Origin of the sequence: Idiomarina sp. MD25a, from assembly GCF_001870515.1 — a bacterium.
Taxonomy (GTDB): Bacteria; Pseudomonadota; Gammaproteobacteria; order Enterobacterales; family Alteromonadaceae; genus Idiomarina.
Window position 1 is genome coordinate 1,028,424 of record NZ_MDGT01000003.1, and the last position, 22,276, is coordinate 1,050,699.

Sequence of the window (22,276 nt, forward strand, 5' to 3'; positions counted from 1 at the left end):
ATCATTTTAGCGAAAATCATGACTTACCGCATTAACGAAATTTTTGAAACTCTGCAGGGTGAGGGGACCTTTACGGGTGTGCCTTCCATTTTTATCCGCTTACAGGGGTGTCCTGTTGGTTGCCCTTGGTGTGATACGCAACACACGTGGGACGTAAAGCAAGAAGACCAAGTGTCAGTTGCAACGATGATGGCAAAGCCTGAGGCAACGTCCGAGTGGGCGGAGATGTCCAGTGCTGATATTGTCGAACTGATAAAGCAACGCGGCTATCGTGCTAAGCACGTCGTGATTACCGGCGGTGAGCCTGCAATGTATGATTTGCGAGCGCTCGGTGAGGCGCTGGAAGCCCAAGGTATGCGATTACAGATAGAAACTAGCGGTACTTATGAGTTGCTCATTACGGCCGATACCTGGGTGACAGTATCGCCCAAGCTCGATATGCCGGGGGGGTATTTAGTGCGCAGCGATTGCCTGAGTCGTGCCGATGAGATCAAGCATCCGGTAGCTATGCAAAAACATATAGATGCTTTAGACAGATTGTTGCAAGGACAAAAGCTTAAATCGGATGTAGTGATTTGCCTGCAGCCTATCAGCCAACGCCCGCGTGCTACTGAATTAGCGATGAAAATCTGTATTGAGCGTAACTGGCGCTTGTCGGTGCAGATGCATAAATATCTTAATATCGAGTAAGTTAATCTTAGATCAGCCCTGCTAGGCAGGGCGAGTCTGGAATTTCCTTTCTATACTGCCTGTTCCCTTTTCAATTTGAGGAACAGGTATGTGCCAGTTTCACTATAAAGCATCATCGAAATTTAAGCAGCGCGGTCAGGGGATGACCGAGTATATTATTATAGTGGCGTTGATCGCGGTGGCGGCCATCGGCGTGTATTCGATGTTCGGTCAGAGCTTACGTAATCAAGTCGCTGGGCTCGCTAAAGAGATGACCGGACAAAGTGCTTCGGCGGAAATCAACCAAGCACGTCAGTCAGCCCGAACCGCCTCAACAGTAGCCAAGAAAAATATTAACTTGGGTAACTACGATGAACCCAACAAAACGGAAGAGCAATGAAGCGGGTTGCTATTAGCCGCGGCATGGCGCTACCACTTTATTTGGCTTTTTCGATATTACTTTGCCTCGCGCTACTCTCCGTGACGCAGTTAGGCCAACATGCGCGGCGGCAATTCTACTTACAGAGCGTTGCTGATAATGCGGCAATGAGTGCTGGCGTGCTAATGGCGCGTCAGCTCAATTTTGCAGCGTTGTTAAACCGCGCCTTAATAGGCAACCAAGTCGCCCTTGCTCAGTGGGTTGGCTTACATAGCTGGTTTAATATGATGCTGTCATTACTGAATAACAGTTCCACCGTTTTGTCCTTGGTGCCTGTATTGACGGGACCTATGTTGACGCTGAAGCGCGCCTTGAAAGGTATTAAGCTGGGCACGGAGCGTGGTTTGTCGGCAGTGGTGATGCTTCATGTTGCCATCATTCAGGCCATTTCTGCATTACAGACCGTGTTACAACATACCTTAATTGCAGAAATCCCATTTTCCTTGAAAGATGTGGTGGCGGCACACGATGAGACACTTGAGTGGGATGCCTTTCATGGTGGCGGTATTGTTCCTTTTCCAGCGCTTTGGTGGCGGCTAACTCAAGTCGAGTCAACCCGTGACAAAGAACAGTCAGCGTTTTTTAAAACGCTCGTGCTGAAAAGCCGCGATCCGTTTTCTAAAAAGCGAACCTACAATTGGCTCGATACCTATGCACTAAAAATTCGTCGAGCCGGAGGTAGCGACTTGGTAACGCGTTGGAATGGTGAATGGAATTGGCACGCCATCGATACTGTCTCAGCGCATTGGCGTAAATACTGGGCGTTCGGCAGCATGAAAGAGCGGCTCCCACTGGCCTGGGGAGCGTCTGCACAGTACGTTCGGGTTAAACGTTGGGCGTCGATTTATGGCGAATCTGAATGGATAAACCCATGGGCCACATGGCTCGGTTGGAAGTCGATGCCGCGCTTAAAAGTTAAGCAGCCTGCGTTTCGCTTCGTGCGCTTGCAACATACTGCACGTCTGGGAGCCGATAAAATTGTGGTGAAAATCACTGACCCTGAATCGGAGCAACAAGCCGTAGCAAAAGCGGAAGTCTTCTTTTCTCGTCCCAACAGCTTATTTCCGCGCTCGGATGGTGAGCGAGAGCGAGAAAATTTATTTAACGCACTATGGCAAACCCGTATCGCGCCGTTATCGCTCGTGGAAAAAACTGTACTCGGTATTCAAGCCTATGAAAAATCGACCTAAATCTTCGGTTTGTCAGGGGCACGTGTTAGTCGAGTCTTTGATTGTTGCAGGACTGTGGGTCATTCTGATTCTTTCTCTCGCCGACGTATTAGTGCCAGCTGTCAAAACCAGTGAGACAACGCTAATAGAGCAACGCCAACGTATTTTTGCCGACCCTGTGGATTCAGAGAAACTGCAGCGTTCGAGTGACTACGCGTCAGCCAAAGTAAGTCATCGCTTGTTGGGGCCGCTCGATAAGTTGGTAAAGAACGATTTAGATGTCGATAACCTCATGCGAACAAAACAGCAAACACCACTATGGAAAATGGCTCAATTACGCAATGACTGGGCTGCCAAAGAAGATGCGGAGTTGCGCGACCGACCCGCGGGCTGGGTAATTAATCGGGTGCTAGATATGGGATGGCTCAATACCGTGAGGGACGTTATTGCTATTTTGCCGTTTGCGCGGGAATTCTCTAGTGAGTCACTAATTTGGGGTTATATCGATGACGAGATTGTTCCAGAGGAGGAAGAAACATGTTCGCGGATATTCCAGTGGCTTTGCTAATGTGGTCGTGGATGGAGCCTGACCCCACGCACAAGATGATGCGCTTGCTCAAGCCGGTGCAACCCGATTGGCAGATACTGGCACAAAAGTTTCCAAACTGTCCGCTTACGGTCGAGTTAAAGCTTTGGGTATGTGAAGTTGAACACAAGATCTGGTTTTTGCATCAGGGCGATGATGAGGCTTGGTGGCTTTCATCGATTGATGCGACGGCAAAGGTGACCACGCCTCCACCTGTCAATATTGGATTAGAGCCTTATGGCTACGGGCGTCAACATGCGTATCAATATTGGCTATTCATCGAACCAGTCGGTCGTGTTGCCCTACGACGGCAACTGGAGTTCCGCTTGAGTCAGCTAAAACGTCAACGAATATCGGTCGATGACACTCAAGAACTTATCCATATTCCTGCATTAAGTAGCTTGCTTAGCATCTATAACTATCGCCAATGGACGGTGTTGATATGGTTAAAAACGCAACAGGACAAGCGCTGACTGAGTCACTTATTCTACTATTCATGTGCTTTGTATTTTTATTTGGTACTGAGTGGGGGCAGTCGATAGTTGAGCAACTTAAACAGCTTGGACAGTTATTGTCCCTACATTTTAAAACCGTATTGAACTTAATCAGCTTTGTACCAGGGAGTGGAATGTGAAGGCAAAAAGGCAATGGATTATTTTATTGCTGCTCAGTGTCGTGTTGACGGCTTTCACTTTGTGGCTGCTGCGCTCTTATCTTAATTACGAAACCGCCAAGCGATTGAGGGCAGAAACGCCCCCCGAACAGGCTATTGTGGTGTTCAGTCAAGATTTAGCAGCAGGTACGTTGGTTGACACTTCAATGCTCTCACTTCGGCAATATCCTGCTCACCTTGTTAATCCGACATGGATGACTGAGGACTATGTCGGCAGCATTTTAGATTTACCTCTAAAGCATTCGGTAACGGCCGGAACACCTGTCGAAGAGACGCAATTTGAGCTTAGTTATCAAAAGCGTATGGCTGATACCTTACCTGCTGGGTATTGGGCAATCACGTTGCCCGTTGACGTGATGCAGGTTCACAACGGCCAATTGCAGCCTGATGATCGCGTCGACTTAGTGAGCAGAAATCAGTTACGGGAGACGCTGCAGGTTGTTGAAAATATTCGGGTGCTTTCCATCAATGGAGCGGAAAATGGAAGCGGATTATCGGTCACTTTAGCTGTCTCTGCTCAGCAACGGCTGCAACTTGGGCAAATGATCGGCGAGGGTATGCAATGGTGGGTGAGAGCAGCAGGGGAGAAAAGTCGCCCCTGGCAAACTCAGGTGCGTCGGTCGGCGATTTTAGATTGGTAGGAGCGAATCCACAATGTTGAGACATCTACTCATCATGTTGCTTGCTGTCATTGCACAGCCATGCATCGCTACAACGGTTGAAAAGCTTGTCATTACGGTTGGACAGAGCGAGCGGGTGAGTATCACGCCGAGTACTCAGGTGATGATAGCCAATGAATCCCTAGCGCAAGCTAAGCTTGTTTCTCAAGATACCTTACTGGTACGTGGATTAATGCCTGGTACCACGGATATGTGGTTGATTGGACCCGACGACAGACGAGTGGTGATTACTGTGTTGCACACTGTGCCAACCAATGTTCTGGCACGCTTGAAGGCTTGGCAGCGGGACTATCAGAGCTTTAGCATTAAGCGTCAGGGCCAGCAAATTGAGTTGGCGGGGGCGTTACCTGAATCCAAAAGAGCGACGCTTAAAAAGTTGATAGAACCTTATCCAAATATTATCGATAGAACTACATCGACTCAGGTTGAACATCCGATGTTACGGCTTAAGGTGACTATCTTAGAAATTAAGCAGCAGTTTGTGCAGCAATTGGGTATTCAATGGGACTCCCAAATAGCAGGACCGAACTGGCAGTTGGGGCGTCAAGGCGGCGTCGAATGGAGTCCTCTGCTGATGTCGAATATTCAGTTACTTGAGCAACAAGGTGCTGCAAAACTATTGGCAACGCCCGTATTAACGACTCAAAGTGGGCAACCTGCATCTTTTCTTGCAGGTGGCGAAATCCCCATTCCTCAGGTCGTTGGGCAAGGTATGCAAGATGTTAGTTTTCGTGAATACGGCGTCCGATTAACCATTGACCCTGTGGTTGCCGCGGAAAATAAAATCACAGCTAAATTGAGCGCCGAAGTATCAAACATTGACCCAGCAGTCGAAGTGAATGGTGTACCCGGTATTCTTACGCGACGCACAGAAGCCGTGTTGAGTGCTCAACATGGTGAGACAGTCGTTTTATCCGGTTTGCTCAGTACCGACAGTAGTGAATCTGAAGCTGGGCTTCCGGGCTTAAAACAGTTACCTATTGCTGGAGAAGTGTTTAAGCAGCGTGGGCAACGGAATCAGCATACTGAATTACTTATTTTTGTTACCAGTGAAATTGTGGCATACGACCATCAACGTCAAGCACTGAAACAACGCTATCGTGAACAAGCTCAGCAATGGTACTTACAAGCAGGCTGCATTGGACTCAAGGAGTGAGTATGGATAAACAACAGCTACGACAAGCGCTTAAGACTCATCTGCAACAGCGACAGTCGGGCGTACAGGATTTGCCCGCGGCTGAATTACGCGAACATGCTAAACGCTATTTACTTGATCTCAACCATCATCAGTCACAGGTATCTGAAGATGCCGTCGCTGATGTTATTGACGAAGTACTTGGATTGGGACCGATTGAGACGTTGCTTCGCGATGAGTCGGTATCGGAGATCATGGTCAACCGTTACGATCAAGTTTTCGTCGAGCGCTCAGGGCGACTAGCGAACTCTGGTCTAACATTTAGCGACGAGTCCAGTTTGCGGCGAGTTATTGAGCGTATTGTATTACCATTAGGTCGGCATGTTGATGATTCGTCTCCGATGGTGGACGCTCGGCTACCTGATGGGTCTCGAGTCAATGCGGTACTGCAGCCACTCGCGGTAAAAGGCAGTTGTATTACGATTCGTAAGTTTTCATCTAAACCCCTGGTCATCGACGATTTAATTAGATTTGGCTCATTAACCCCCCAAGCAGCGGAATTCCTGAAACTCGCTGTTGAGTGTCGCCAGAATATTATTATTTCGGGCGGCACAGGTAGCGGTAAGACAACTTTATTAAACACCTTGTCATCGTTTATCCCGAGTGATGAACGTATTGTTACCATTGAAGACGCTGCTGAGCTTAGACTACAGCACAAAAACTTGGTGTCACTCGAGGCGCGTCCGAAAAACCAAGAGGGTAAAGGTGCGATACACATTCGTGATTTAGTTATCAACTCATTGCGGATGCGCCCTGACCGTATTGTCGTGGGTGAGTGTCGTGGTGCTGAGGCACTCGATATGCTGCAAGCAATGAATACAGGTCATGCGGGTTCATTAAGCACGGTGCATGCAAATACAGCGCGAGATGCTGTGCGTCGTCTCGAGATTATGGTCTTAATGGGTTCAATGGATTTACCGATCTTCGCTATTCGTCAGCAAATCGCTAGTGCAGTTGATTTAATTGTGCAAACCGCCCGGTTGAGCAGTGGCCAGCGCGTTGTTACCAGTATTGATGAAGTCACGGGTATTGATGGAGAAACATTACAGATCGGAACCTTGTTTTCCCGGCACCGAGGCGAGGGCAGTCTGGTAAGCCAAGGCATGCCGGCAAGGTTTGCTGCCTCGCAACCGCCCGAACTCCAAGAGCAATTAGCACAAACATTGATGGGATAAACCGATGTTAATTGCGGTTATTGTGAGCGTGCTCCTGACTATTGCTATTTGGTTGATCTGGATGCGTCAACTTAATCGCAATCGCATACAAGCGATTGAGGGCACGTTGGCGCATCACACGCAACGCTCGCTACAAGAGTTTTTCGTTTTCTTACCCGTTAAGTGGCTAATCAGGGGGTATTTGATTACCAGTTGCATCTTACCACTACTGATGGGCATTACATTGGGAGGGCGGTCGGCTGGCGTCACTTTGGCTGTTTGCTTAATATCACCGCCAATGATCTACCGTTGGTTACGGAATAAACGCTACCGCGCGTTGCAACGACAGTTACCGATGTTGCTAATGAATCTATCTAATCAATTGAAGTCAGGGATGAGTATGGTGAATGCGGTCACTACACTTTTTGACGAGTTTGAGGCACCGCTAGGACAGGAGGTGAACGAAATCATCCGCCAAATTAAGTTAGGCGATGACTTGCCCAGTGCGCTTGCCAACTGGCAACAGCGGGTACCTATTTTTAGCATTACGCTCGTGGTCCAAGCCTTAATATTGGGATACCGCAATGGTGGGCAGCAGTCACAAGTGTTGCGGAGGCTTGCGGAAAACTTGGGTCAACAACAAAAGGTAAGGGACCGACAACAAGCATTATCAGCGCAAGGGCGCATGCAGGCGTGGGTCTTAATTAGTATGCCATTGGCATTGTTTCTTCTGCTCAATTGGATGAAACCGACTCATACTGCTTATTTGACTGGAACCCTGATCGGTCAGGTGGCACTCGGTGCGGCCGTGATTTTGACTTTAATCGGCGCAATGATGGTTAAGCGCATTCTCAATACAGACGATTTTTAATGCAACTCGTTATTATAGTTTTTTGTTTATTCGTGCTTTGCTGTCTTTTAAGTGGTTTATTGATTTGGCTAGCGAGAATTTTTCGGCTAGCTGAACGCTGGGAGCGCGTCTGTGAACGCGTGTACCAGAAAATTCCTCTACGGACACAGATTTTACTGCGACGTTGGTTCGACTTAGAGCAAAAAAACACCAACTTTCATTGTCGTGTCATTAATGTCAGTTGTGTAATTGCGCTGCTGGCGCTTGTGAGTGCTGTGCTGCAATTAGGCTGGTTATTGATGTTGTTAATGTTGGTCACCGCCTTAATTATCCAGCGCGGTCAACGGCAATTTCGTAGTAAACAAGCGCACATTTATCGTGAACTGCCCGACTTCTGTGATTTGCTTGGGATGATGTTGGCATCAGGGTTACCTTTAATTCCTGCACTTGACCGAGTTTCCAATGCGTCGAGTACGGGCTATTTAGCGCGAGAGATACATTATATTGGACAACAGATTAGGCGTGGTACTGACCTAGGCAGCGCATTATTTAGTTTAGCCGATTTATACCGCGTTAACGTTTTGAGTGAATGGTGCAAGCTGTTAAACCGAGGTTACCAACAAGGCAATAGTCTAATCGATGCGTTGATGTTTTTCTCTGAGCAACTGCGCGATGAACAGCTTAATCAAGCTGAAAAGAAGGCTCAAGAGGCGCCCGTAAAATTACTGCTACCGTTACTTAGTTGTTTTTTTCCGGTGAATTTTTTAGTGATTTTGGGACCCATCTTTATTCAGTTGTACCAAGGGGGATACTAGTGACGAGCACTATCATTTGGCCCGACACGCATTATCTAACAGGCTATTTTTCACGTTTACGCGGTGTTACAGCACTAACCGAGTTGACTCCACTGAGTGCAATTTGGTTTCCAGGCTGTCGCGCTGTACATACCTTTGGTATGCGTTTCCCAATTGATGTGGTAGCGCTTGATAGGACAGGCATCATAATTAATGTGAAGCGTTTACTAACACCGAATAAAACTTACATTCAGAAGCAGGCGCATACAGTGGTCGAACTGTGTGCATTGAGCCCGTATCCACTCGAATCTTGGGTTGGAGCAAAGCTCCATTTAGAGGCAAGGAGTCAAAATGAAAAAAAGCATTGGGCTACTCGTATTGTGTTTGAGCGCATGCACGAGCACACCACAGTCGCCTCAGTACGCGCAATATCAGCTGGGTAATGCTAAAGCATGGTACGAGCAGGGTGACCTGTTATCGGCGGAGCAGCAACTCAATGCATTACATCAGAATGGTGCAGGAAGTGCAGCGAGTTGGCGCTTACTTGGCAATATTCATCTTCGACAACACCGGTTAGAGGCTGCGCGTGAGGCGTACCAAAAGTCTGTGCAACTTAATCCTCACGAGGCCGATGTGTGGCACAATTTAGCGTTGACAGAACTGCGACAAACAACAGCGACTTTGATGAGAGCTCGCACGCAATTGCAACGCTTGCCCGATGAAGATGAACGCTTACTAGCCCTATTGCTTAAGCTTCAACGCGTCAATATAGGCAATGAGCACCCTTAACCGAGGTTTCATGGTGAGCATCATGTTAGTAGCGCTATTGAGTTTAGTGCTACCCGCTGGCGCTATGACGATTACCGTACAACGGCAAAACTGGCTACAGAACGCTCTTAGCGCTGAGTATATGAGAATGATTGTTGCTGCTTGGCAACTCCAATCTGAGCGAATGCAACGCTCTCCTACAATTCAGGAGTTCTCAGGTTACTTAATGGGTTCTGAAGTACCTTGGCGAGTAAAATTAATTGGAGTGTCAGACCGCGTTTATGTGGTTATCCAGCCTGTTACGGCACTACAAATACGCTATTGGGCTGATCATGTTGAGGGTCAGCCCGCGCATAACCAGTGGCGTATTGAGCTACCGGATAACCGCTGATTGTTCTTTGGGCTAACGCACCGAGTGCTTGAGAATACGTGATTTCTGACGTTGCCAGTCACGCTCTTTAACAGTATCGCGCTTGTCGTGAGACTTCTTGCCTTTAGCCAGATAACACTCCAGTTTGACCCAGCAGTGCTTCCAATACATGGCTGTCGCAACGACCGCGAACCCTTCACGTTCAGACGCACCAATGAGTTTGTCTAATTCTTTCTTTTTTAACAGCAGCTTACGCGAACGATCCGGTTCACAATAGACATGACTCGACGCCTGCGTGAGCGGCTGAATTTCCGCACCCAGTAAATACGCTTCGCCGTTTTTCATTATGACGTAGCTGTCGCGAATATTGACCTTTCCTTCACGAATACTTTTTACTTCCCAGCCTTGTAGGCTGATGCCCGCCTCAAATTTTTCTTCAAGAAAATATTCATGACGTGCTTTTTTATTCAGTGCGATGGTCGAACTATTTGATTGTGATTTTTTCTTACTCATGGCAACTATTATACCCATGAAAAACTAAAAGAAAATTCATTTTAAGGGCTTCAATGAATACGTGTTTGAGTTATCATTGCGCTAAACGAAGTAAGCGACAGAGGATTCATGCCTAGCATATCAAAAAGCACGCTGGTCTCATACAGCGCTGAGCAGATGTTTGACTTGGTCAATGACATTGAGTCATACCCAGACTTTGTACCGGGTTGTGTTGGCTCTCAAGTACATGAATCTAACTCGGACTTTAAGGTTGCTAGCCTCGATATTAGTAAGGCGGGTATTAAAAAACGGTTCACTACGCGCAACCGTTTATTTAAACCTGAGCGCATCGATATGTCGCTTGAAGACGGTCCGTTTGAGTCACTGAGCGGAGGGTGGCAGTTTATTCCGCTCGCCGATAACGCGTGTAAAATTCAATTTGACCTAAGCTTTGAATTTTCAAACCGATTATTGGGTATGGCTTTTGGTAAGGTATTTAGTGAGGTGACCGCGCGTATGGTTGATGCCTTTGCTCAGCGCGCCAAGCAGGTGTACGGTTAGCTATGGCGATGATGGTGATTGAAGTTGCCTACGCGACACCAGAGCGACAAGCGATCTTAACAGTGAGTGTGGCTGAGGGCACCGACGTAAAAACCTGTATTGAACGGTCGGGTATACTGGAACAATTCACTGATATTGACCTTGAGAAACAGAAAGTAGGAATTTGGAGTAAGGCAACAAAACTCGATGCGCAGCCGCGGGATGGTGATCGTATTGAGATTTATCGTCCACTCATCGCGGATCCAAAAGCGATACGTAAAAAACGGGCGGAACGAGCAAAACAAGAAGGGCGCGCCGATAAAGTGACGGGTGGGCGGCCCGATGCGAAACGACGAACGAGCGACTAAGCGAAGTAGGAGTTGGGATGAAGCTTTATATCATGCGTCATGGGCAAGCCGAACCGATGTCTGATCCTTGGCCGGATAGTGAACGTCGTCTCACTGACGAGGGGATTACCGAAGTACGACATGCGAGCGAATGGCTGAAACGACAATGCGAAGTTGTTGAGCAGTGCTATACCAGCCCCTATCAGCGTGCGCGAGAAACGCAAAAAGTCATGAATGAGCGATTAAATTGCCAGCAAGTTAAGGTCTTGGATTGTTTAACACCTGAGAAACGGGTGCACGAGACCGTCACTGAGCTCGCCGCCGAAATCGCGGTATCGGGAGTGCAATCGGCTTTGGTGGTGACGCACATGCCATTAGTAAGCTATTTAGTGGCCGAAATTGACAAGACCCAACAACCGCCGATCTTCTCAACGGCAGCGATCGCTGAAATTGACTTTGACTCGGCTACCGGCACCGGGAAGCTGCAACAGCTCATGCAGCCGGAACACTGCGAATAGTTATTCAGGCGCTTTTAGCAGTATCAGTACCGCTGCATCGCCGCCAAAGGTTTTAGGTGCTTGGTGAAAGGCGCGCACGGCAGGATGTTGGATAAGCCAATGAGGCAATTGTTTTTTCAGTATTCCAGTGCCATGGCCGTGCATGACCGAACAGCACTGTATTAACTCTTTCTCGCAAGCCGACAACATCGCGGCCAATTCGTGTTTAGCCTGTGCAACGGTTAGACCGTGCAAATCAAGTAACATTTCTGGAGCGTAGTCACCGCGGCGTAATTGTTTTGCTAAGTAGCTGCTTTCACCTGGGGCTGTATACGCTACTTTGTCATCGCCTAAATAGCCTTCGAAGTTATCAGAAAATGTATCTCGTACAACGTCTTGAACATCTTTCACTGCTCGCTTCTGACGTTTGTGGTGCTTTTGCTTTATTTTCTCTCGTGCTGATAGCGGCGCAACCTCATCGCTTTCTAAGGGTTGAATACCTGCCATCGCTTGCCTAAACAGACTGCGATCATCTGCATCGAATACAGCATCATGGTCGCTATTTTTTTTATCACTCAATTTGTATTTTGAAGCCATGGTGGATGATTCCTAGCGCCGCTTAAGGTATCTTATACAGCAGTTAAGTATAACCGATTTACTATCAGGGGATAAGTTTGGATTCAGAAGCGACTCAGCAAGCTATTAATGAATTACACACGATTGATGACATTTTACGCTGGAGTGTCAGTCAAATGGCCAGCGCCGGCGTCTATTTCGGGCATGGGTACGCCAACGCCGTGGAAGAAGCGCGAGCGCTGCTCGGACATGTGGTGTCATTAACGCCTGATGAACTTATTGATATGCGCCACTGCCGTTTGACCACCCAAGAGAAGCAGAATTATGTAGCGTTACTCGGTCGTCGGATTGCTGAGCGCACGCCAGCTGCTTACATCTTGAAACAAGCTTGGTTTGCAGGCTTACCGTTCTACGTGGATGAGCGCGTTTTGGTTCCGCGTTCGCCTTTTGCCGAACTTATCGAACAAGGCTTTCAACCGTGGTTGACGCAGGCTCCTGAACGAGTATTAGACATGTGTACCGGCAGTGGGTGTATTGCGATTGCGTGTGCCTATGCGTTTCCAGAGGCCGAAGTGGATGCCACGGATATATCGACTGATGCGTTGGCGGTAGCAGAATACAATATTGCTGAGCATGGACTCGATGCGCAAGTGTTTCCTATTCAATCCGATGTGTTTGCTGGGCTGCAAGGTCAACAATATGACTTAATTGTTACCAATCCGCCCTACGTTGATGCCGAAGATATGTCGGATTTACCGGATGAGTTTAAGCATGAACCAGAGCTCGGTTTAGCCGCCGGTGATGATGGCTTAAGTTTGGTGGACACTATGTTACTCGAGGCCGCCGATCATTTAACGGATAATGGTTTGTTATTCTGTGAGGTCGGTAATTCAATGACAGCACTGGATGAGAAGTATCCTGAGACCGGCTTTATCTGGTTGGAGTTTGAGCGCGGTGGACACGGTGTCTTTGTGCTTAATAAAGCACAACTTGAACATCACCGTGCGTGTTACGGAAATTCGTAGGAGCGAGTCATGGCCGGGAATACGTGGGGTACATTATTTACCGTAACGACTTTTGGTGAAAGTCATGGTGTGGGGCTAGGCGCTGTAATTGACGGATGTCCAGCAGGTATCGAGCTCAGTCATGAAGATATACAACAAGCACTTGACCGGCGTCGTCCTGGCACTAGCCGCTACACCACGCAACGGCAAGAACCTGATCAGGTTGAGATTTTATCGGGTGTGTTTGAAGGTCGCACTACGGGGACACCGATTGGGTTGGTTATTCGTAATCAAGATCAACGAAGTCAAGACTACAGCGCCATCAAACAACAGTTTCGCCCAGGTCATGCCGACTATACCTACCTAAAAAAATACGGTATCCGCGATTATCGAGGCGGCGGCCGTTCGTCAGCACGCGAGACTGCAATGCGTGTCGCAGCGGGCGCTATCGCAGCCAAAGTATTGGCACAGCAAGGGATCAGTATTCGTGCCGCGTTGACGCAAATGGGCTCCGTGCAGGCGCCGATAAAAGCATGGTCTGCGGTTAACGAAAACGCGTTTTTCTGCGCTAATCCCGATGCGGTTGAGCCGATGGACGCGTTGATACGCGAGTTGAAAAAGCAAGGCGATTCGGTTGGTGCACGCATTTATGTAGAAGCTCAGGGCGTTCCTGTTGGCTGGGGAGAGCCAGTATTTGATCGTTTAGATGCAGATATAGCCAAGGCATTGATGAGCATTAATGCGGCAAAAGCGGTTGCGGTGGGCGATGGCTTTGACGTGGTGACGCAGCGTGGTAGCGAGCATCGTGATGAAATGACCACAGCAGGATTTCAATCCAATCATGCCGGCGGCGTACTCGGCGGGATTTCAACAGGACAAACGGTGACTGCGGAAGTGGCATTTAAGCCCACCTCGAGCATTAGTATTCCAGGTAAAACAATCACAACCGAGGGTGAACCTGTTGATATTGTCACTAAAGGACGTCACGATCCCTGTGTTGGCATTCGTGCGGTTCCTATTGTTGAGGCGATGATGGCATTGGTTTTAGTGGATCATTTTTTACGTGATAGAGGTCAGAATGCAGACGTACAGCGGACCCAGCTGTGAGCATCAGTCACGTCACTATCAACAGTTAATCGATATTTTTAATCAGTGTTTTGCAGATACTGAACAGACCGTTTTAGTACGGGGTGACGATGAACCCTACTATCGCCCCGCAGCAGAGGGCGAAACCTATCATCAGGTCGTTTTTGCGCACGGCTTTTATGCATCTGCATTGCACGAGGTCGCGCACTGGTGCCTTGCGGGTAAGGTGCGGCGACATATTTTTGATTACGGTTATTGGTATATTCCTGATGGTCGTGATCACGCGCAGCAACAGCAGTTTGAAAAAGTTGAAGTAAAACCTCAAGCGCTCGAACAATTATTTTCGTTGTGTGCAGATGTGCCATTCCAAGTCAGCGTGGATAATTTATCGGGCATCGAAGTCGACCGCGAGGCTTTTGCTGCGAGAGTAAGCGATCAACTTTTCGATTTTATGCGTACTTCATTACCGACAAGAGCGAAAGTTTTTGCTCAAGCATTATGTCGTTATTACCAACGATCCTGGCCTCCGGCTGAGGCGTTGGCACGTTAACATCGAGGAGGAATTATGAAACGCTATTTTGCTATGTTGATTGCGGTCATTGGTCTTGCAAGTTGCTCTACCATTGAAGGTATGGGGCAAGATGTTGAAGATGCAGGCGAAGCTATCGAAGAGTCTGCGGATGAAAATGGAGCTTAAATAACGCATGCAGTACAGCCGTCGTTTCTCGATTGGATTAGTGATTAACCCCTTTGCGGGGATCGGTGGAGCGGTAGCGCTCAAAGGTAGTGATGGTGAGCAAACGCGTGAAAAAGCGCTTGCTTTAGGGGCCTCTCCAAAAGCCAATCAACGAGTAACGACGGCATTACAACAACTGCAACATCTTACTGACGAACTTCAGTTTGTGACTGCGGCGGGCGCAATGGGGGCGGATGTCCTTGCAAGCCTTGGATTCGCGCATGAGGTGGTGTATCAACCTCAAGCACAACAAACTGAAGCGACTGATACACAAGCAGCAATTAAAGCAATCCAACAACACAACCCTGACTTGATTGTATTTGCGGGCGGTGACGGCACTGCCCGTGATGTCTATACCGTGATTCATTCGGAGCAGTTGGTGCTTGGCATTCCGGCTGGGGTGAAGATTCACTCAGGCGTTTACAGTATTAGTCCAAAGGCAGCCGCACGCGTTATCGAGAATATGGTTAGCGGCGGATTATCCAGTGTTCGCTATGCCGATGTGATGGACATTGACGAGCATTTATTTCGCCAAGGCACGGTAAAAGCCAAACGCTTCGGCGAGATGTTAGTGCCTGACGAGCTGCAATATATTCAAGCCGTTAAAATGGGCGGTAAAGAGAGCGATGAACTCGTGTTGGCAGACTTAGCTGCTGAGATCGAAGAACGTCTGGACGATGAGTATTTGATTGTAGGGTCCGGTTCTACCATTAACGCCATTATGGAAGAAATGGGGCTGAGCAATACATTGCTCGGTGTTGACTGGGTCCACGATGGCGATGTGTTGGCACAGGATCTCACCGAAGCTGAGCTCTATCAGCGTGTGACGCAGATTCCACCTGGGCAGGTCAAGCTGTTGGTGACGGTGATCGGTGGGCAAGGGCACGTCATTGGACGCGGTAATCAGCAATTAAGCCCACGTGTGTTAGAGGCGGTTGGGCGTGAAAATCTCTGGATCGTTGCAACGAAAAATAAATTGAACGGTTTAGAAGGTCGCCCTTTGCGTATCGACTCCGGGGATGAAGCGCTCGACCACGCGTGGTCTGGAATGATTTCGGTCATTACCGGTTACCACGATGAGGTGGTCGTGCGCATTGAGGCCGTCGATTAAAATTGACGTTTAGGCAAGTGAACGACAAGACCGTCTAGCTCTTCGGTCATTTCGATCTGACAGCTCAGGCGGCTGTTGTCTTCCGGTTCTATGGCCATATCGAGCATGTCTTCTTCCTGCTCGGACGCTTCGGGTAGTTTGCTTAACCAGGCTTTGTCGACATAAACATGACAAGTAGCGCAGGATAAAACACCACCACATTCACCGACAATTCCGTCGATGAAATTTTCAGTTGCGGCTTCCATTACATTGGTACCCACATCAACTTCGGCCTCGTGTTGGCCACCATCGGCATCAACAAAATATACGGTTGGCATCATTCATTCCTTTTACTGCATTCATAATTGTTGCCCGATAGGATAGAATACGCGGCTTTTAAGCTCAATCCAAAAATCGCATTTGTGACACAAATAGGGTGGGAATTTCATGCAAGCAGTAGCGGCTTGGTTAGATAAATGGTTTGGTTTTTATAGTCGCGGGAGCTCGGTTAAAAAGGAAGTCATTGGTGGTGCGACAACCTTCCTAACCATGGCATATATTATTTTTGTCAATCCATCGATTCTGAGTGAAGCCGGCATGGATTATGGCGCAGTTTTTGTCGCGACGTGTTTAGCCGCCGCAATAGGTTGCTTTGTGATGGGGTTTTGGGCGAATTACCCAGTCGCCTTAGCGCCCGGTATGGGCCTCAATGCGTTCTTTACTTACTCCGTTGTTGGCGGAATGGGCTATGATTGGCAGACTGCACTCGGTGCGGTATTTTTCTCCGGCATTACCTTCTTCTTATTATCCGTCTTCCGCGTGCGAGAATGGATTATCCAATCTATTCCAATGACCTTACGTCGAGCGATTGCTGCCGGTATTGGTGCCTTTCTAGCGCTTATTGGATTAAAAAACGCAAATATTGTGGTGGCTAATGACGCTACCATCGTGACACTCGGTCACTTAGGCGACCCATCGGTTATTCTCGCGGCGTTTGGTTTCTTTACGATTATCGGACTGGCTGCGCGAGGTGTGCAAGGTGCCGCGTTGATGAGTATTCTTGCCATTACCTTAATTGCATGGGTTTTAGGTTACGTAGATTTTACTGGTATAGCCTCAATGCCGCCGAGCTTAGCACCGACTTTCATGCAGATGAATATCGAAGCTGCGTTTGATTTAGGTATGCTATCGGTTATTTTTGCGTTCTTGTTTGTCGACTTGTTCGATACCTCAGGTACGTTATTGGCGGTTGCTCAAAAGGCGGGACTGGCGAAAAAGGATGGTCGTCTTCCTCGTTTAGAGCGGGCTTTGATGGCGGACAGCACGGCTACAGTCGCGGGTTCAATGATGGGTACGTCCACCACCACCAGTTATGTCGAATCGGCGGCAGGTGTCGCCTCAGGCGGTAAAACCGGACTTGCAGCAGTGGTCGTGGGCATTTTGTTTCTTTTGGCGATGTTTTTCTCGCCGTTAGCCGGCATGATTCCACCGTACGCAACAGCCGGTGCAATTATTTATGTCGCAGTATTGATGTTGTTTACTTTGCAGGATGTCGATTGGAATGACATTACCGAAGCGGCACCGGTGATGGTGGTCCTACTTATGACACCACTCACGTTTTCTATCGCAGATGGTATTGCGCTTGGATTTATCAGTTACGTCGTCATTAAGCTTCTTGCTGGCAAAACTAAAGAGTTAACCGTTAGCGTGGTATTATTGGCATTATTGTTTATTAGTAAATTCATTTGGTTGGGGTAACAGATTATGGGTTGGCACTCAAATAGAGAGTTTTTTGTTTCTTGGGAAGAACTACATCGCGCTACAAGAGAGTTGGCACACCGCCAGTTACCTGCTGAACAATATAAAGGTGTAATCGCGGTGAGTCGTGGTGGCTTAGTTCCAGCGGCGATTATTGCACGCGAATTAAATTTGCGTACTGTTGACTGTGTGGCTGTGAGTTCCTATGCACACGATCAGCAAAAAGATGAGTTGGCGTTATTGAAAGACGTATCAGCCACTGAAGATGGAGAGGGTTTCTTGGTTGTCGACGATCTTGTTGATACGGGGAATACCTTGAAGTTTTTACGTAAACGCTTGCCTAAGGCAAAGTTTATCACCGTTTACGCTAAGCCTGCGGGTATTGAGTTAGTAGACGATTATGTCGCTGATCTTGAACAAGAAACTTGGATTCACTTTCCGTGGGATATGCATTTGCATTATGTTGAGCCATTGGCAGGACAGGAAAGCTAAGCTTATAAAAAACCCCGCATTGGCGGGGTTTTTTGTATGCGATTATGCGTTGCGCAAGGTTTGATTTAAAAATTCCAGCACGTTTGCAATCGGCATTTTTTGTTTATCACGGTCACTACGTGATTGATACTCGACCATTTCTTCATCGAGGTTACGTTCACCAATGACGATTTGATGCGGTACGCCGATCAATTCCATGTCAGTGAACATAACACCAGGACGCTCTTTACGATCATCAAATAGCACATCAAAACCGGCATCTCGAAGCTGTTGATAAAGTTCATTAGCGACTTTTTGTACACGCGCCGACTTATGCATGTTCATCGGTACAATGGCAACCTCAAACGGTGCTAGCTCAGTCGGCCAGTTGATACCGCGGTCATCGTGGAATTGTTCGATAGCTGCAGCCACAACACGAGAAACACCGATACCATAACAGCCCATGGTTAACGTTTCGTGCTTGCCTGTTTCTGACAACACACCCACCTTCATCGCATTGCTGTATTTTTTACCTAATTGGAAAATATGGCCGACTTCGATGCCGCGCGCAATCTGCAGTGTGCCTTGACCACATGGACTAGGGTCGCCTGCAACAACGTTACGAATATCTTCGATAGCAGAAATGCTCGCATCGCGTACCCAATTAACGCCAGTCAACCATTGACCCTGTTTATTCGCGCCACAAGCAAAGTCTGCCAATACGGCTGCACTGCGATCGACAACCACGGGCATTGATGCATTAACAGGACCGATGAAGGCCTCACCGCAACCCATCAACTTATCGCTATCTAGCATTTCTAGCGGCGTTGCAACCTGCGCCAGTTTTTCAGCTTTAATGGTATTAAGCTCGTGGTCGGCGCGCCAGACTAACATAACGGCTTCGGCTTCGACTTCGTCACTGGCCTTGACCAAAGCACACTGGACTGCTTGCTGAGCATCGACAGCTAATGGTTGTAAAAATGCACTGACTTCGTGACCGGTAACGTCATTGACTTGTTTATCTTGGCTTGGATTAGCGCGCTCATTGGTGGGGGCTAATGCCTCCGCCATCTCAACGTTGGCAGCATAATCAGAGCCGTCAGAGAACGCGATAGCGTCCTCACCAGAGCCTGCTAGGACATGAAACTCATGCGATGCGTGACCACCAATCGAGCCTGTATCAGCAATGACGGGTCTAAAGTCTAAACCTAAGCGTTGGAAGATACGGCAATAGGCGTCGTACATTTCATCATAGGCTTGCTGCAGTGACTCATCCGTTAAGTGGAATGAGTATGCGTCCTTCATCATAAACTCGCGGGCACGCATGACACCAAAGCGTGGACGGATCTCGTCACGGAATTTGGTTTGGATTTGGAACAGTGTCAGTGGCAACTGCTTATAACTACTGACTTCTTTACGCACCAACTCGCTAATAATCTCCTCGTGAGTCGGGCCTAACAAGAAATCACGCTCATGACGGTCTTTAATACGCAACAGTTCCGGACCGTAGTCTTCCCAACGCCCAGACTCTTGCCACAAGTCAGCGGGCTGCACCATCGGCATTAAAATCTCTAAGGCGTTGATACGCTCCATTTCCTCACGTACAACACGCTCAACTTTCTTTAATACACGAAGACCTGTCGGGGTCCATGTGTAGAGTCCCGATGCCACTTTTCTGATCATGCCGGCTCGCAGCATTAGCTGATGGCTGACAATCTCAGCATCAGAGGGCGTTTCTTTTAAAGTAGATAGTAAATATTGACTGCTGCGCATGGTCGAACAATCTCTATGTCAGTTGAACAAAATCGGAGGGAAGTTTAACAGCCTATCTGCAAGCGACAAAGCCTTTTACGGACAATAGCGGACAATTTTTTCGACTGCCACACGGTTGTCACGTACTTGCCAGTGAATATCTAAATCATAAAGCCGGCTGGCATACATCTTAGGGTCAACTTTTTGTTTTTTATAAGCGGGTCGAACGTCAAAACCGAGTAATTCACTGATTAACTCGCGTAGATGTGGATAGCTAGTCGTGTTGTGCTCCATAAAGTAACTTGCTTGCTCACTAAATACTACGGCCAAGCTAGGTTGAGGCGCTGTGGGTGCCAGCGAACTCTTGGCATCACTGATGGCATCGCAATAGGGAATATAAGGTTTGATGTCAATAATGGGGGTGTTGTCAACTAAATCGGCGCCGGCGACGACTAAATGAAAATAAGGTTCGTGATTAACTGCTAACAGCTTAACCGCGGATAAGCCTATGTTGCTCGGTCGAAAAGGAGAGCGCGTGGCAAAAACGCCAATCTTTTGGTTTCCGCCGAGACGCGGGGGTCTTACTTGAGCTTGCCACTGTGATTCCACGTTATGGTGAAATTCAAACAGCAACCAAAGATGACTGTGTTGTTCGATTCCGCTAAACGCAGCGAGATAGTCGTAATCGCCGTAAGGCTTGATGATTCCCTCAGCGTGGGCGGCGAGACCGGGTTGGCGCGGCACACTAAACTTTTCAGGGAAAGGTGTGTGTATGTGGGCAATGGTTTGCGACGTTGGTTTATTTGTCATTTCTCTTAACTGTTAGCGGATTTAACTAAATTTTAGCGATTGGGTAAATTCAAAATGCTGCGGCAGCGCGGTTAAGTTAATTTAACTTATTGTATTTAAAAGAAAAAATTACATTGGCACGCGCTTTGCTCAATCTTGTCTACAACATAACTGTTTAGTTGGACGTGACCTAGCTGTTAGGCACGTTAGCTACAAAAATAACATAGAAAGGGAAGCAACATGATGAAAAATAAAGTTTGGCCAATTGCGATTTGCTTGGTGGGTGGATTAACCGTGACTTCAGCAGCGTGCGCACAAGACGTTGTTAAGCGTTCACATACATTTAACGTATCAGCAGACACAGAGTTGAGCGTTGAGGCGGCCGTCGGCACTGTTAAGTTTGTGAAAGGCGACATAAACTCGCAGGTAGTTGAAGTTGAGCTGGTTATAGAAGCTAATGATGATAGCTTCTTCTACGGTGGTGGTGATATTAATAGCGTGCATTTAGAAACTGACCAACACGGTAATGAATTGGAACTCAGTATTGAGCCTGATGATGAAGAAGTTGAAGTCACTTGGCGCATTACATTGCCTAAAATGCATAGTGTTGACGCTGATCTAGGTGTCGGTGAGATGTCAGGAGAGTTATACACCACCAATGCGTCGTTTGAGGTGGGTGTTGGAGAAATAGATTTGGTATTGCACGGAGACAATGTCGATAAGGTTAAAGCTGAGGCTGGCATTGGCGATACCCGTATTCGCGGTTCGGTTCGAGGTGACTCAAATAGCGAACGTGTATTAATGACCTCTGAGAGTGAGCTCACCAGCACCGGAGATTACCGTATTAAGGCAGAAGTCGGTGTTGGCGATATCACACTTGATTTTAAAGAATTAAATTAAGTTAATGAATCGGCGGTGACTATTGTTTAGGCGCTGCTGCTTGACCAAAACAACTGACTGACGTGTAGCATCGTGAGCTCGCGTCAGTCGGAATATTAAAGCACTGCATCGAAAATACGTGTGTTGCACCGAACCTTGCGGCATCTTCCCGTAACGCTTGCTGTGCTTCCTTTGCTGACGCGGCAGGCTGATTGAAGCCTACTTGACAGCTATCACCTGTCACAATACTCAGCAACTTAAAAGGCGACGCTGCATTTAACGATTGTTGATGCAGCGTCACTTCGCTTGAGGAAACGTTGGTTGTCTCGTCCGTCATAGCCAAACTCTGTGGCCATTGAAAAGAAGAACATCCCATGAGTAATGTACTGCAGCAACTTGCTGCTAATAATGCTCGATAAAACAACGAACGTCTCCCATTTGAGTATTTTGATTACTTTATCAAAAATTCCTCTAATGAACGACCATTGTCAAGTGCGTTTTGCAATGCTTTAGGCATGCGACCCTGGCCTGTCCAAGTTTTAGATTCGCCATTTTCATCTTTAAATTCGTACTTAGGTGGTTTCGGCGCACGTTTGCGTTTTGGTGAGGCCAATTTATCACCACCAATTTCATCTTCTAAAATGTCAGAAATATCAATCCCAGCTTCTTGCATATTACGTTTTAATTCTGCAATTTTCTGACGTTTTTCTTCGAGCGCTTTCTCTTGCTCAAGGGCCTCTTCTTCACGCTTACTGATAACATTGTCGAGTTTCTTTTGAACTTCATGTAGCTCATTTAAATCCAACTCTTTAAGAGCGGCATTTAATCGACGTTCGTGCGTAATTATATTAATAAATTCGCTCATAGGTCTTCTCCAGTAATTAATAATTGGCAGTGATTTTATAAAACAAA

General features: G+C 47.6%; 32 protein-coding genes. 25 read left to right on the top strand and 7 right to left on the bottom strand.

Features of this window, described 5'->3' with window-relative positions; all coding sequences use genetic code 11:
- Positions 1-18: 18 nt before the first annotated feature.
- The 14 genes from queE (at position 19) to BFR57_RS08905 (ending at position 9,368) form a co-directional block, all read left to right on the top strand.
- The gene (gene queE / locus BFR57_RS08850; protein ID WP_071463607.1) at positions 19-690 is read left to right on the top strand and encodes a 7-carboxy-7-deazaguanine synthase QueE; all 672 of its coding nucleotides are present in this window, start codon (positions 19-21) and stop codon (positions 688-690) included.
- 88 nt (positions 691-778) lie between these two features.
- Entirely contained in the window at positions 779-1,069 is a 291-nt protein-coding gene (locus tag BFR57_RS08855) for a Flp family type IVb pilin (protein WP_071463608.1), read from the top strand.
- Complete coding sequence (locus tag BFR57_RS08860; RefSeq protein ID WP_071463609.1) at positions 1,066-2,298, top strand: hypothetical protein; 1,233 nt, start codon at positions 1,066-1,068, stop codon at positions 2,296-2,298. The genes BFR57_RS08855 and BFR57_RS08860 overlap by 4 nt, the downstream gene beginning before the upstream one ends.
- A complete protein-coding gene (locus BFR57_RS08865) occupies positions 2,282-2,845 on the top strand; it encodes a hypothetical protein (RefSeq protein ID WP_071463610.1) in 564 nt (187 codons plus the stop codon). The genes BFR57_RS08860 and BFR57_RS08865 overlap by 17 nt, the downstream gene beginning before the upstream one ends.
- Entirely contained in the window at positions 2,815-3,336 is a 522-nt protein-coding gene (locus BFR57_RS08870) for a hypothetical protein (RefSeq protein ID WP_071463611.1), read from the top strand. Before BFR57_RS08865 ends, BFR57_RS08870 begins: the two co-directional genes overlap by 31 nt.
- Positions 3,306-3,497 carry a hypothetical protein gene (locus tag BFR57_RS12820; protein ID WP_143441066.1) on the top strand — a complete coding sequence of 64 codons (192 nt, stop codon included), beginning with the start codon at positions 3,306-3,308 and terminating at the stop codon, positions 3,495-3,497. Before BFR57_RS08870 ends, BFR57_RS12820 begins: the two co-directional genes overlap by 31 nt.
- Entirely contained in the window at positions 3,494-4,177 is a 684-nt protein-coding gene (gene cpaB / locus BFR57_RS08875) for a Flp pilus assembly protein CpaB (RefSeq protein WP_071463612.1), read from the top strand. Before BFR57_RS12820 ends, cpaB begins: the two co-directional genes overlap by 4 nt.
- Before the next feature lie 13 nt (positions 4,178-4,190).
- Positions 4,191-5,372 carry a pilus assembly protein N-terminal domain-containing protein gene (locus BFR57_RS08880; RefSeq protein WP_083405099.1) on the top strand — a complete coding sequence of 394 codons (1,182 nt, stop codon included), beginning with the start codon at positions 4,191-4,193 and terminating at the stop codon, positions 5,370-5,372.
- Between the two features lie 2 nt (positions 5,373-5,374).
- Positions 5,375-6,586, top strand: coding sequence for a CpaF family protein (locus BFR57_RS08885; RefSeq protein ID WP_071463614.1), 1,212 nt, complete (start codon positions 5,375-5,377; stop codon positions 6,584-6,586).
- Between the two features lie 4 nt (positions 6,587-6,590).
- A complete protein-coding gene (locus BFR57_RS08890) occupies positions 6,591-7,436 on the top strand; it encodes a type II secretion system F family protein (protein ID WP_071463615.1) in 846 nt (281 codons plus the stop codon).
- A gap of 59 nt (positions 7,437-7,495) precedes the next feature.
- Entirely contained in the window at positions 7,496-8,230 is a 735-nt protein-coding gene (locus tag BFR57_RS08895; RefSeq protein ID WP_171903955.1) for a type II secretion system F family protein, read from the top strand.
- Positions 8,230-8,652, top strand: a complete 423-nt coding sequence (locus BFR57_RS12740; protein WP_216096914.1) for a DUF192 domain-containing protein — start codon at positions 8,230-8,232, stop codon at positions 8,650-8,652. Before BFR57_RS08895 ends, BFR57_RS12740 begins: the two co-directional genes overlap by 1 nt.
- Positions 8,561-8,998 carry a tetratricopeptide repeat protein gene (locus BFR57_RS08900; protein ID WP_071463617.1) on the top strand — a complete coding sequence of 146 codons (438 nt, stop codon included), beginning with the start codon at positions 8,561-8,563 and terminating at the stop codon, positions 8,996-8,998. Before BFR57_RS12740 ends, BFR57_RS08900 begins: the two co-directional genes overlap by 92 nt.
- A gap of 22 nt (positions 8,999-9,020) precedes the next feature.
- Positions 9,021-9,368, top strand: coding sequence for a hypothetical protein (locus tag BFR57_RS08905; protein ID WP_071463618.1), 348 nt, complete (start codon positions 9,021-9,023; stop codon positions 9,366-9,368).
- A gap of 12 nt (positions 9,369-9,380) precedes the next feature.
- Here the strand turns inward: BFR57_RS08905 and smpB are convergent, their stop codons facing one another.
- Complete coding sequence (smpB, locus tag BFR57_RS08910; RefSeq protein WP_071463619.1) at positions 9,381-9,860, bottom strand: SsrA-binding protein SmpB; 480 nt, start codon at positions 9,858-9,860, stop codon at positions 9,381-9,383.
- A gap of 108 nt (positions 9,861-9,968) precedes the next feature.
- On the opposite strand from smpB, the gene BFR57_RS08915 reads away from it, so the two are divergent.
- The 3 genes from BFR57_RS08915 to sixA are packed head-to-tail and all read left to right on the top strand — an operon-like array spanning position 9,969 to position 11,244.
- Positions 9,969-10,400 (top strand): type II toxin-antitoxin system RatA family toxin, encoded by a 432-nt coding sequence (locus BFR57_RS08915; RefSeq protein WP_071463620.1) that lies wholly within the window; start codon positions 9,969-9,971, stop codon positions 10,398-10,400.
- 2 nt (positions 10,401-10,402) lie between these two features.
- Positions 10,403-10,747, top strand: coding sequence for an RnfH family protein (locus BFR57_RS08920; protein ID WP_071463621.1), 345 nt, complete (start codon positions 10,403-10,405; stop codon positions 10,745-10,747).
- Positions 10,748-10,764: 17 nt separating this feature from the next.
- Positions 10,765-11,244 carry a phosphohistidine phosphatase SixA gene (sixA, locus tag BFR57_RS08925; RefSeq protein WP_071463622.1) on the top strand — a complete coding sequence of 160 codons (480 nt, stop codon included), beginning with the start codon at positions 10,765-10,767 and terminating at the stop codon, positions 11,242-11,244.
- On the opposite strand, the gene smrB is transcribed toward sixA, so the two are convergent.
- Complete coding sequence (gene smrB, locus BFR57_RS08930) at positions 11,245-11,820, bottom strand: endonuclease SmrB (protein WP_071463623.1); 576 nt, start codon at positions 11,818-11,820, stop codon at positions 11,245-11,247.
- 77 nt (positions 11,821-11,897) lie between these two features.
- On the opposite strand from smrB, the gene prmB reads away from it, so the two are divergent.
- From prmB to BFR57_RS08950, 5 genes are read left to right on the top strand one after another with little or no spacing between them, the layout of a single operon-like run.
- A complete protein-coding gene (gene prmB, locus BFR57_RS08935) occupies positions 11,898-12,824 on the top strand; it encodes a 50S ribosomal protein L3 N(5)-glutamine methyltransferase (protein ID WP_071463624.1) in 927 nt (308 codons plus the stop codon).
- A 9-nt stretch (positions 12,825-12,833) separates the two neighbouring features.
- Complete coding sequence (gene aroC / locus BFR57_RS08940) at positions 12,834-13,910, top strand: chorismate synthase (protein ID WP_071463625.1); 1,077 nt, start codon at positions 12,834-12,836, stop codon at positions 13,908-13,910.
- The gene (locus BFR57_RS08945; RefSeq protein WP_071463626.1) at positions 13,882-14,439 is read left to right on the top strand and encodes an elongation factor P hydroxylase; all 558 of its coding nucleotides are present in this window, start codon (positions 13,882-13,884) and stop codon (positions 14,437-14,439) included. The genes aroC and BFR57_RS08945 overlap by 29 nt, the downstream gene beginning before the upstream one ends.
- Before the next feature lie 15 nt (positions 14,440-14,454).
- Positions 14,455-14,586, top strand: coding sequence for an entericidin A/B family lipoprotein (locus tag BFR57_RS12745; RefSeq protein ID WP_083405101.1), 132 nt, complete (start codon positions 14,455-14,457; stop codon positions 14,584-14,586).
- A gap of 7 nt (positions 14,587-14,593) precedes the next feature.
- The gene (locus BFR57_RS08950) at positions 14,594-15,736 is read left to right on the top strand and encodes an ATP-NAD kinase family protein (protein WP_071463627.1); all 1,143 of its coding nucleotides are present in this window, start codon (positions 14,594-14,596) and stop codon (positions 15,734-15,736) included.
- On the opposite strand, the gene BFR57_RS08955 is transcribed toward BFR57_RS08950, so the two are convergent.
- Positions 15,733-16,053: a 2Fe-2S iron-sulfur cluster-binding protein gene (locus BFR57_RS08955; protein ID WP_071463628.1), complete on the bottom strand. Its 321-nt coding sequence runs from the start codon at positions 16,051-16,053 to the stop codon at positions 15,733-15,735. The two genes, BFR57_RS08950 and BFR57_RS08955, sit on opposite strands and share 4 nt — an antisense overlap.
- A 109-nt stretch (positions 16,054-16,162) precedes the next feature.
- Between BFR57_RS08955 and BFR57_RS08960 the strand changes: the two genes are divergently transcribed.
- Together BFR57_RS08960 and gpt are read left to right on the top strand one after the other, a co-directional pair.
- Positions 16,163-17,473 carry an NCS2 family permease gene (locus tag BFR57_RS08960; protein ID WP_071463629.1) on the top strand — a complete coding sequence of 437 codons (1,311 nt, stop codon included), beginning with the start codon at positions 16,163-16,165 and terminating at the stop codon, positions 17,471-17,473.
- A gap of 6 nt (positions 17,474-17,479) precedes the next feature.
- Entirely contained in the window at positions 17,480-17,965 is a 486-nt protein-coding gene (gene gpt, locus BFR57_RS08965) for a xanthine phosphoribosyltransferase (protein ID WP_006955255.1), read from the top strand.
- 42 nt (positions 17,966-18,007) lie between these two features.
- On the opposite strand, the gene BFR57_RS08970 is transcribed toward gpt, so the two are convergent.
- Positions 18,008-19,717 (bottom strand): proline--tRNA ligase, encoded by a 1,710-nt coding sequence (locus BFR57_RS08970; protein WP_071463630.1) that lies wholly within the window; start codon positions 19,715-19,717, stop codon positions 18,008-18,010.
- A 75-nt stretch (positions 19,718-19,792) separates the two neighbouring features.
- Positions 19,793-20,506 (bottom strand): tRNA (N6-threonylcarbamoyladenosine(37)-N6)-methyltransferase TrmO, encoded by a 714-nt coding sequence (tsaA, locus tag BFR57_RS08975; RefSeq protein ID WP_071463631.1) that lies wholly within the window; start codon positions 20,504-20,506, stop codon positions 19,793-19,795.
- 219 nt (positions 20,507-20,725) lie between these two features.
- Between tsaA and BFR57_RS08980 the strand changes: the two genes are divergently transcribed.
- The gene (locus BFR57_RS08980; RefSeq protein ID WP_071463632.1) at positions 20,726-21,385 is read left to right on the top strand and encodes a hypothetical protein; all 660 of its coding nucleotides are present in this window, start codon (positions 20,726-20,728) and stop codon (positions 21,383-21,385) included.
- A 19-nt stretch (positions 21,386-21,404) separates the two neighbouring features.
- Here the strand turns inward: BFR57_RS08980 and rcsF are convergent, their stop codons facing one another.
- Entirely contained in the window at positions 21,405-21,701 is a 297-nt protein-coding gene (rcsF, locus tag BFR57_RS08985; RefSeq protein WP_071463633.1) for an Rcs stress response system protein RcsF, read from the bottom strand.
- Positions 21,702-21,815: 114 nt separating this feature from the next.
- Entirely contained in the window at positions 21,816-22,229 is a 414-nt protein-coding gene (locus tag BFR57_RS08990) for an H-NS family nucleoid-associated regulatory protein (RefSeq protein WP_071463634.1), read from the bottom strand.
- Positions 22,230-22,276 lie beyond the last annotated feature (47 nt).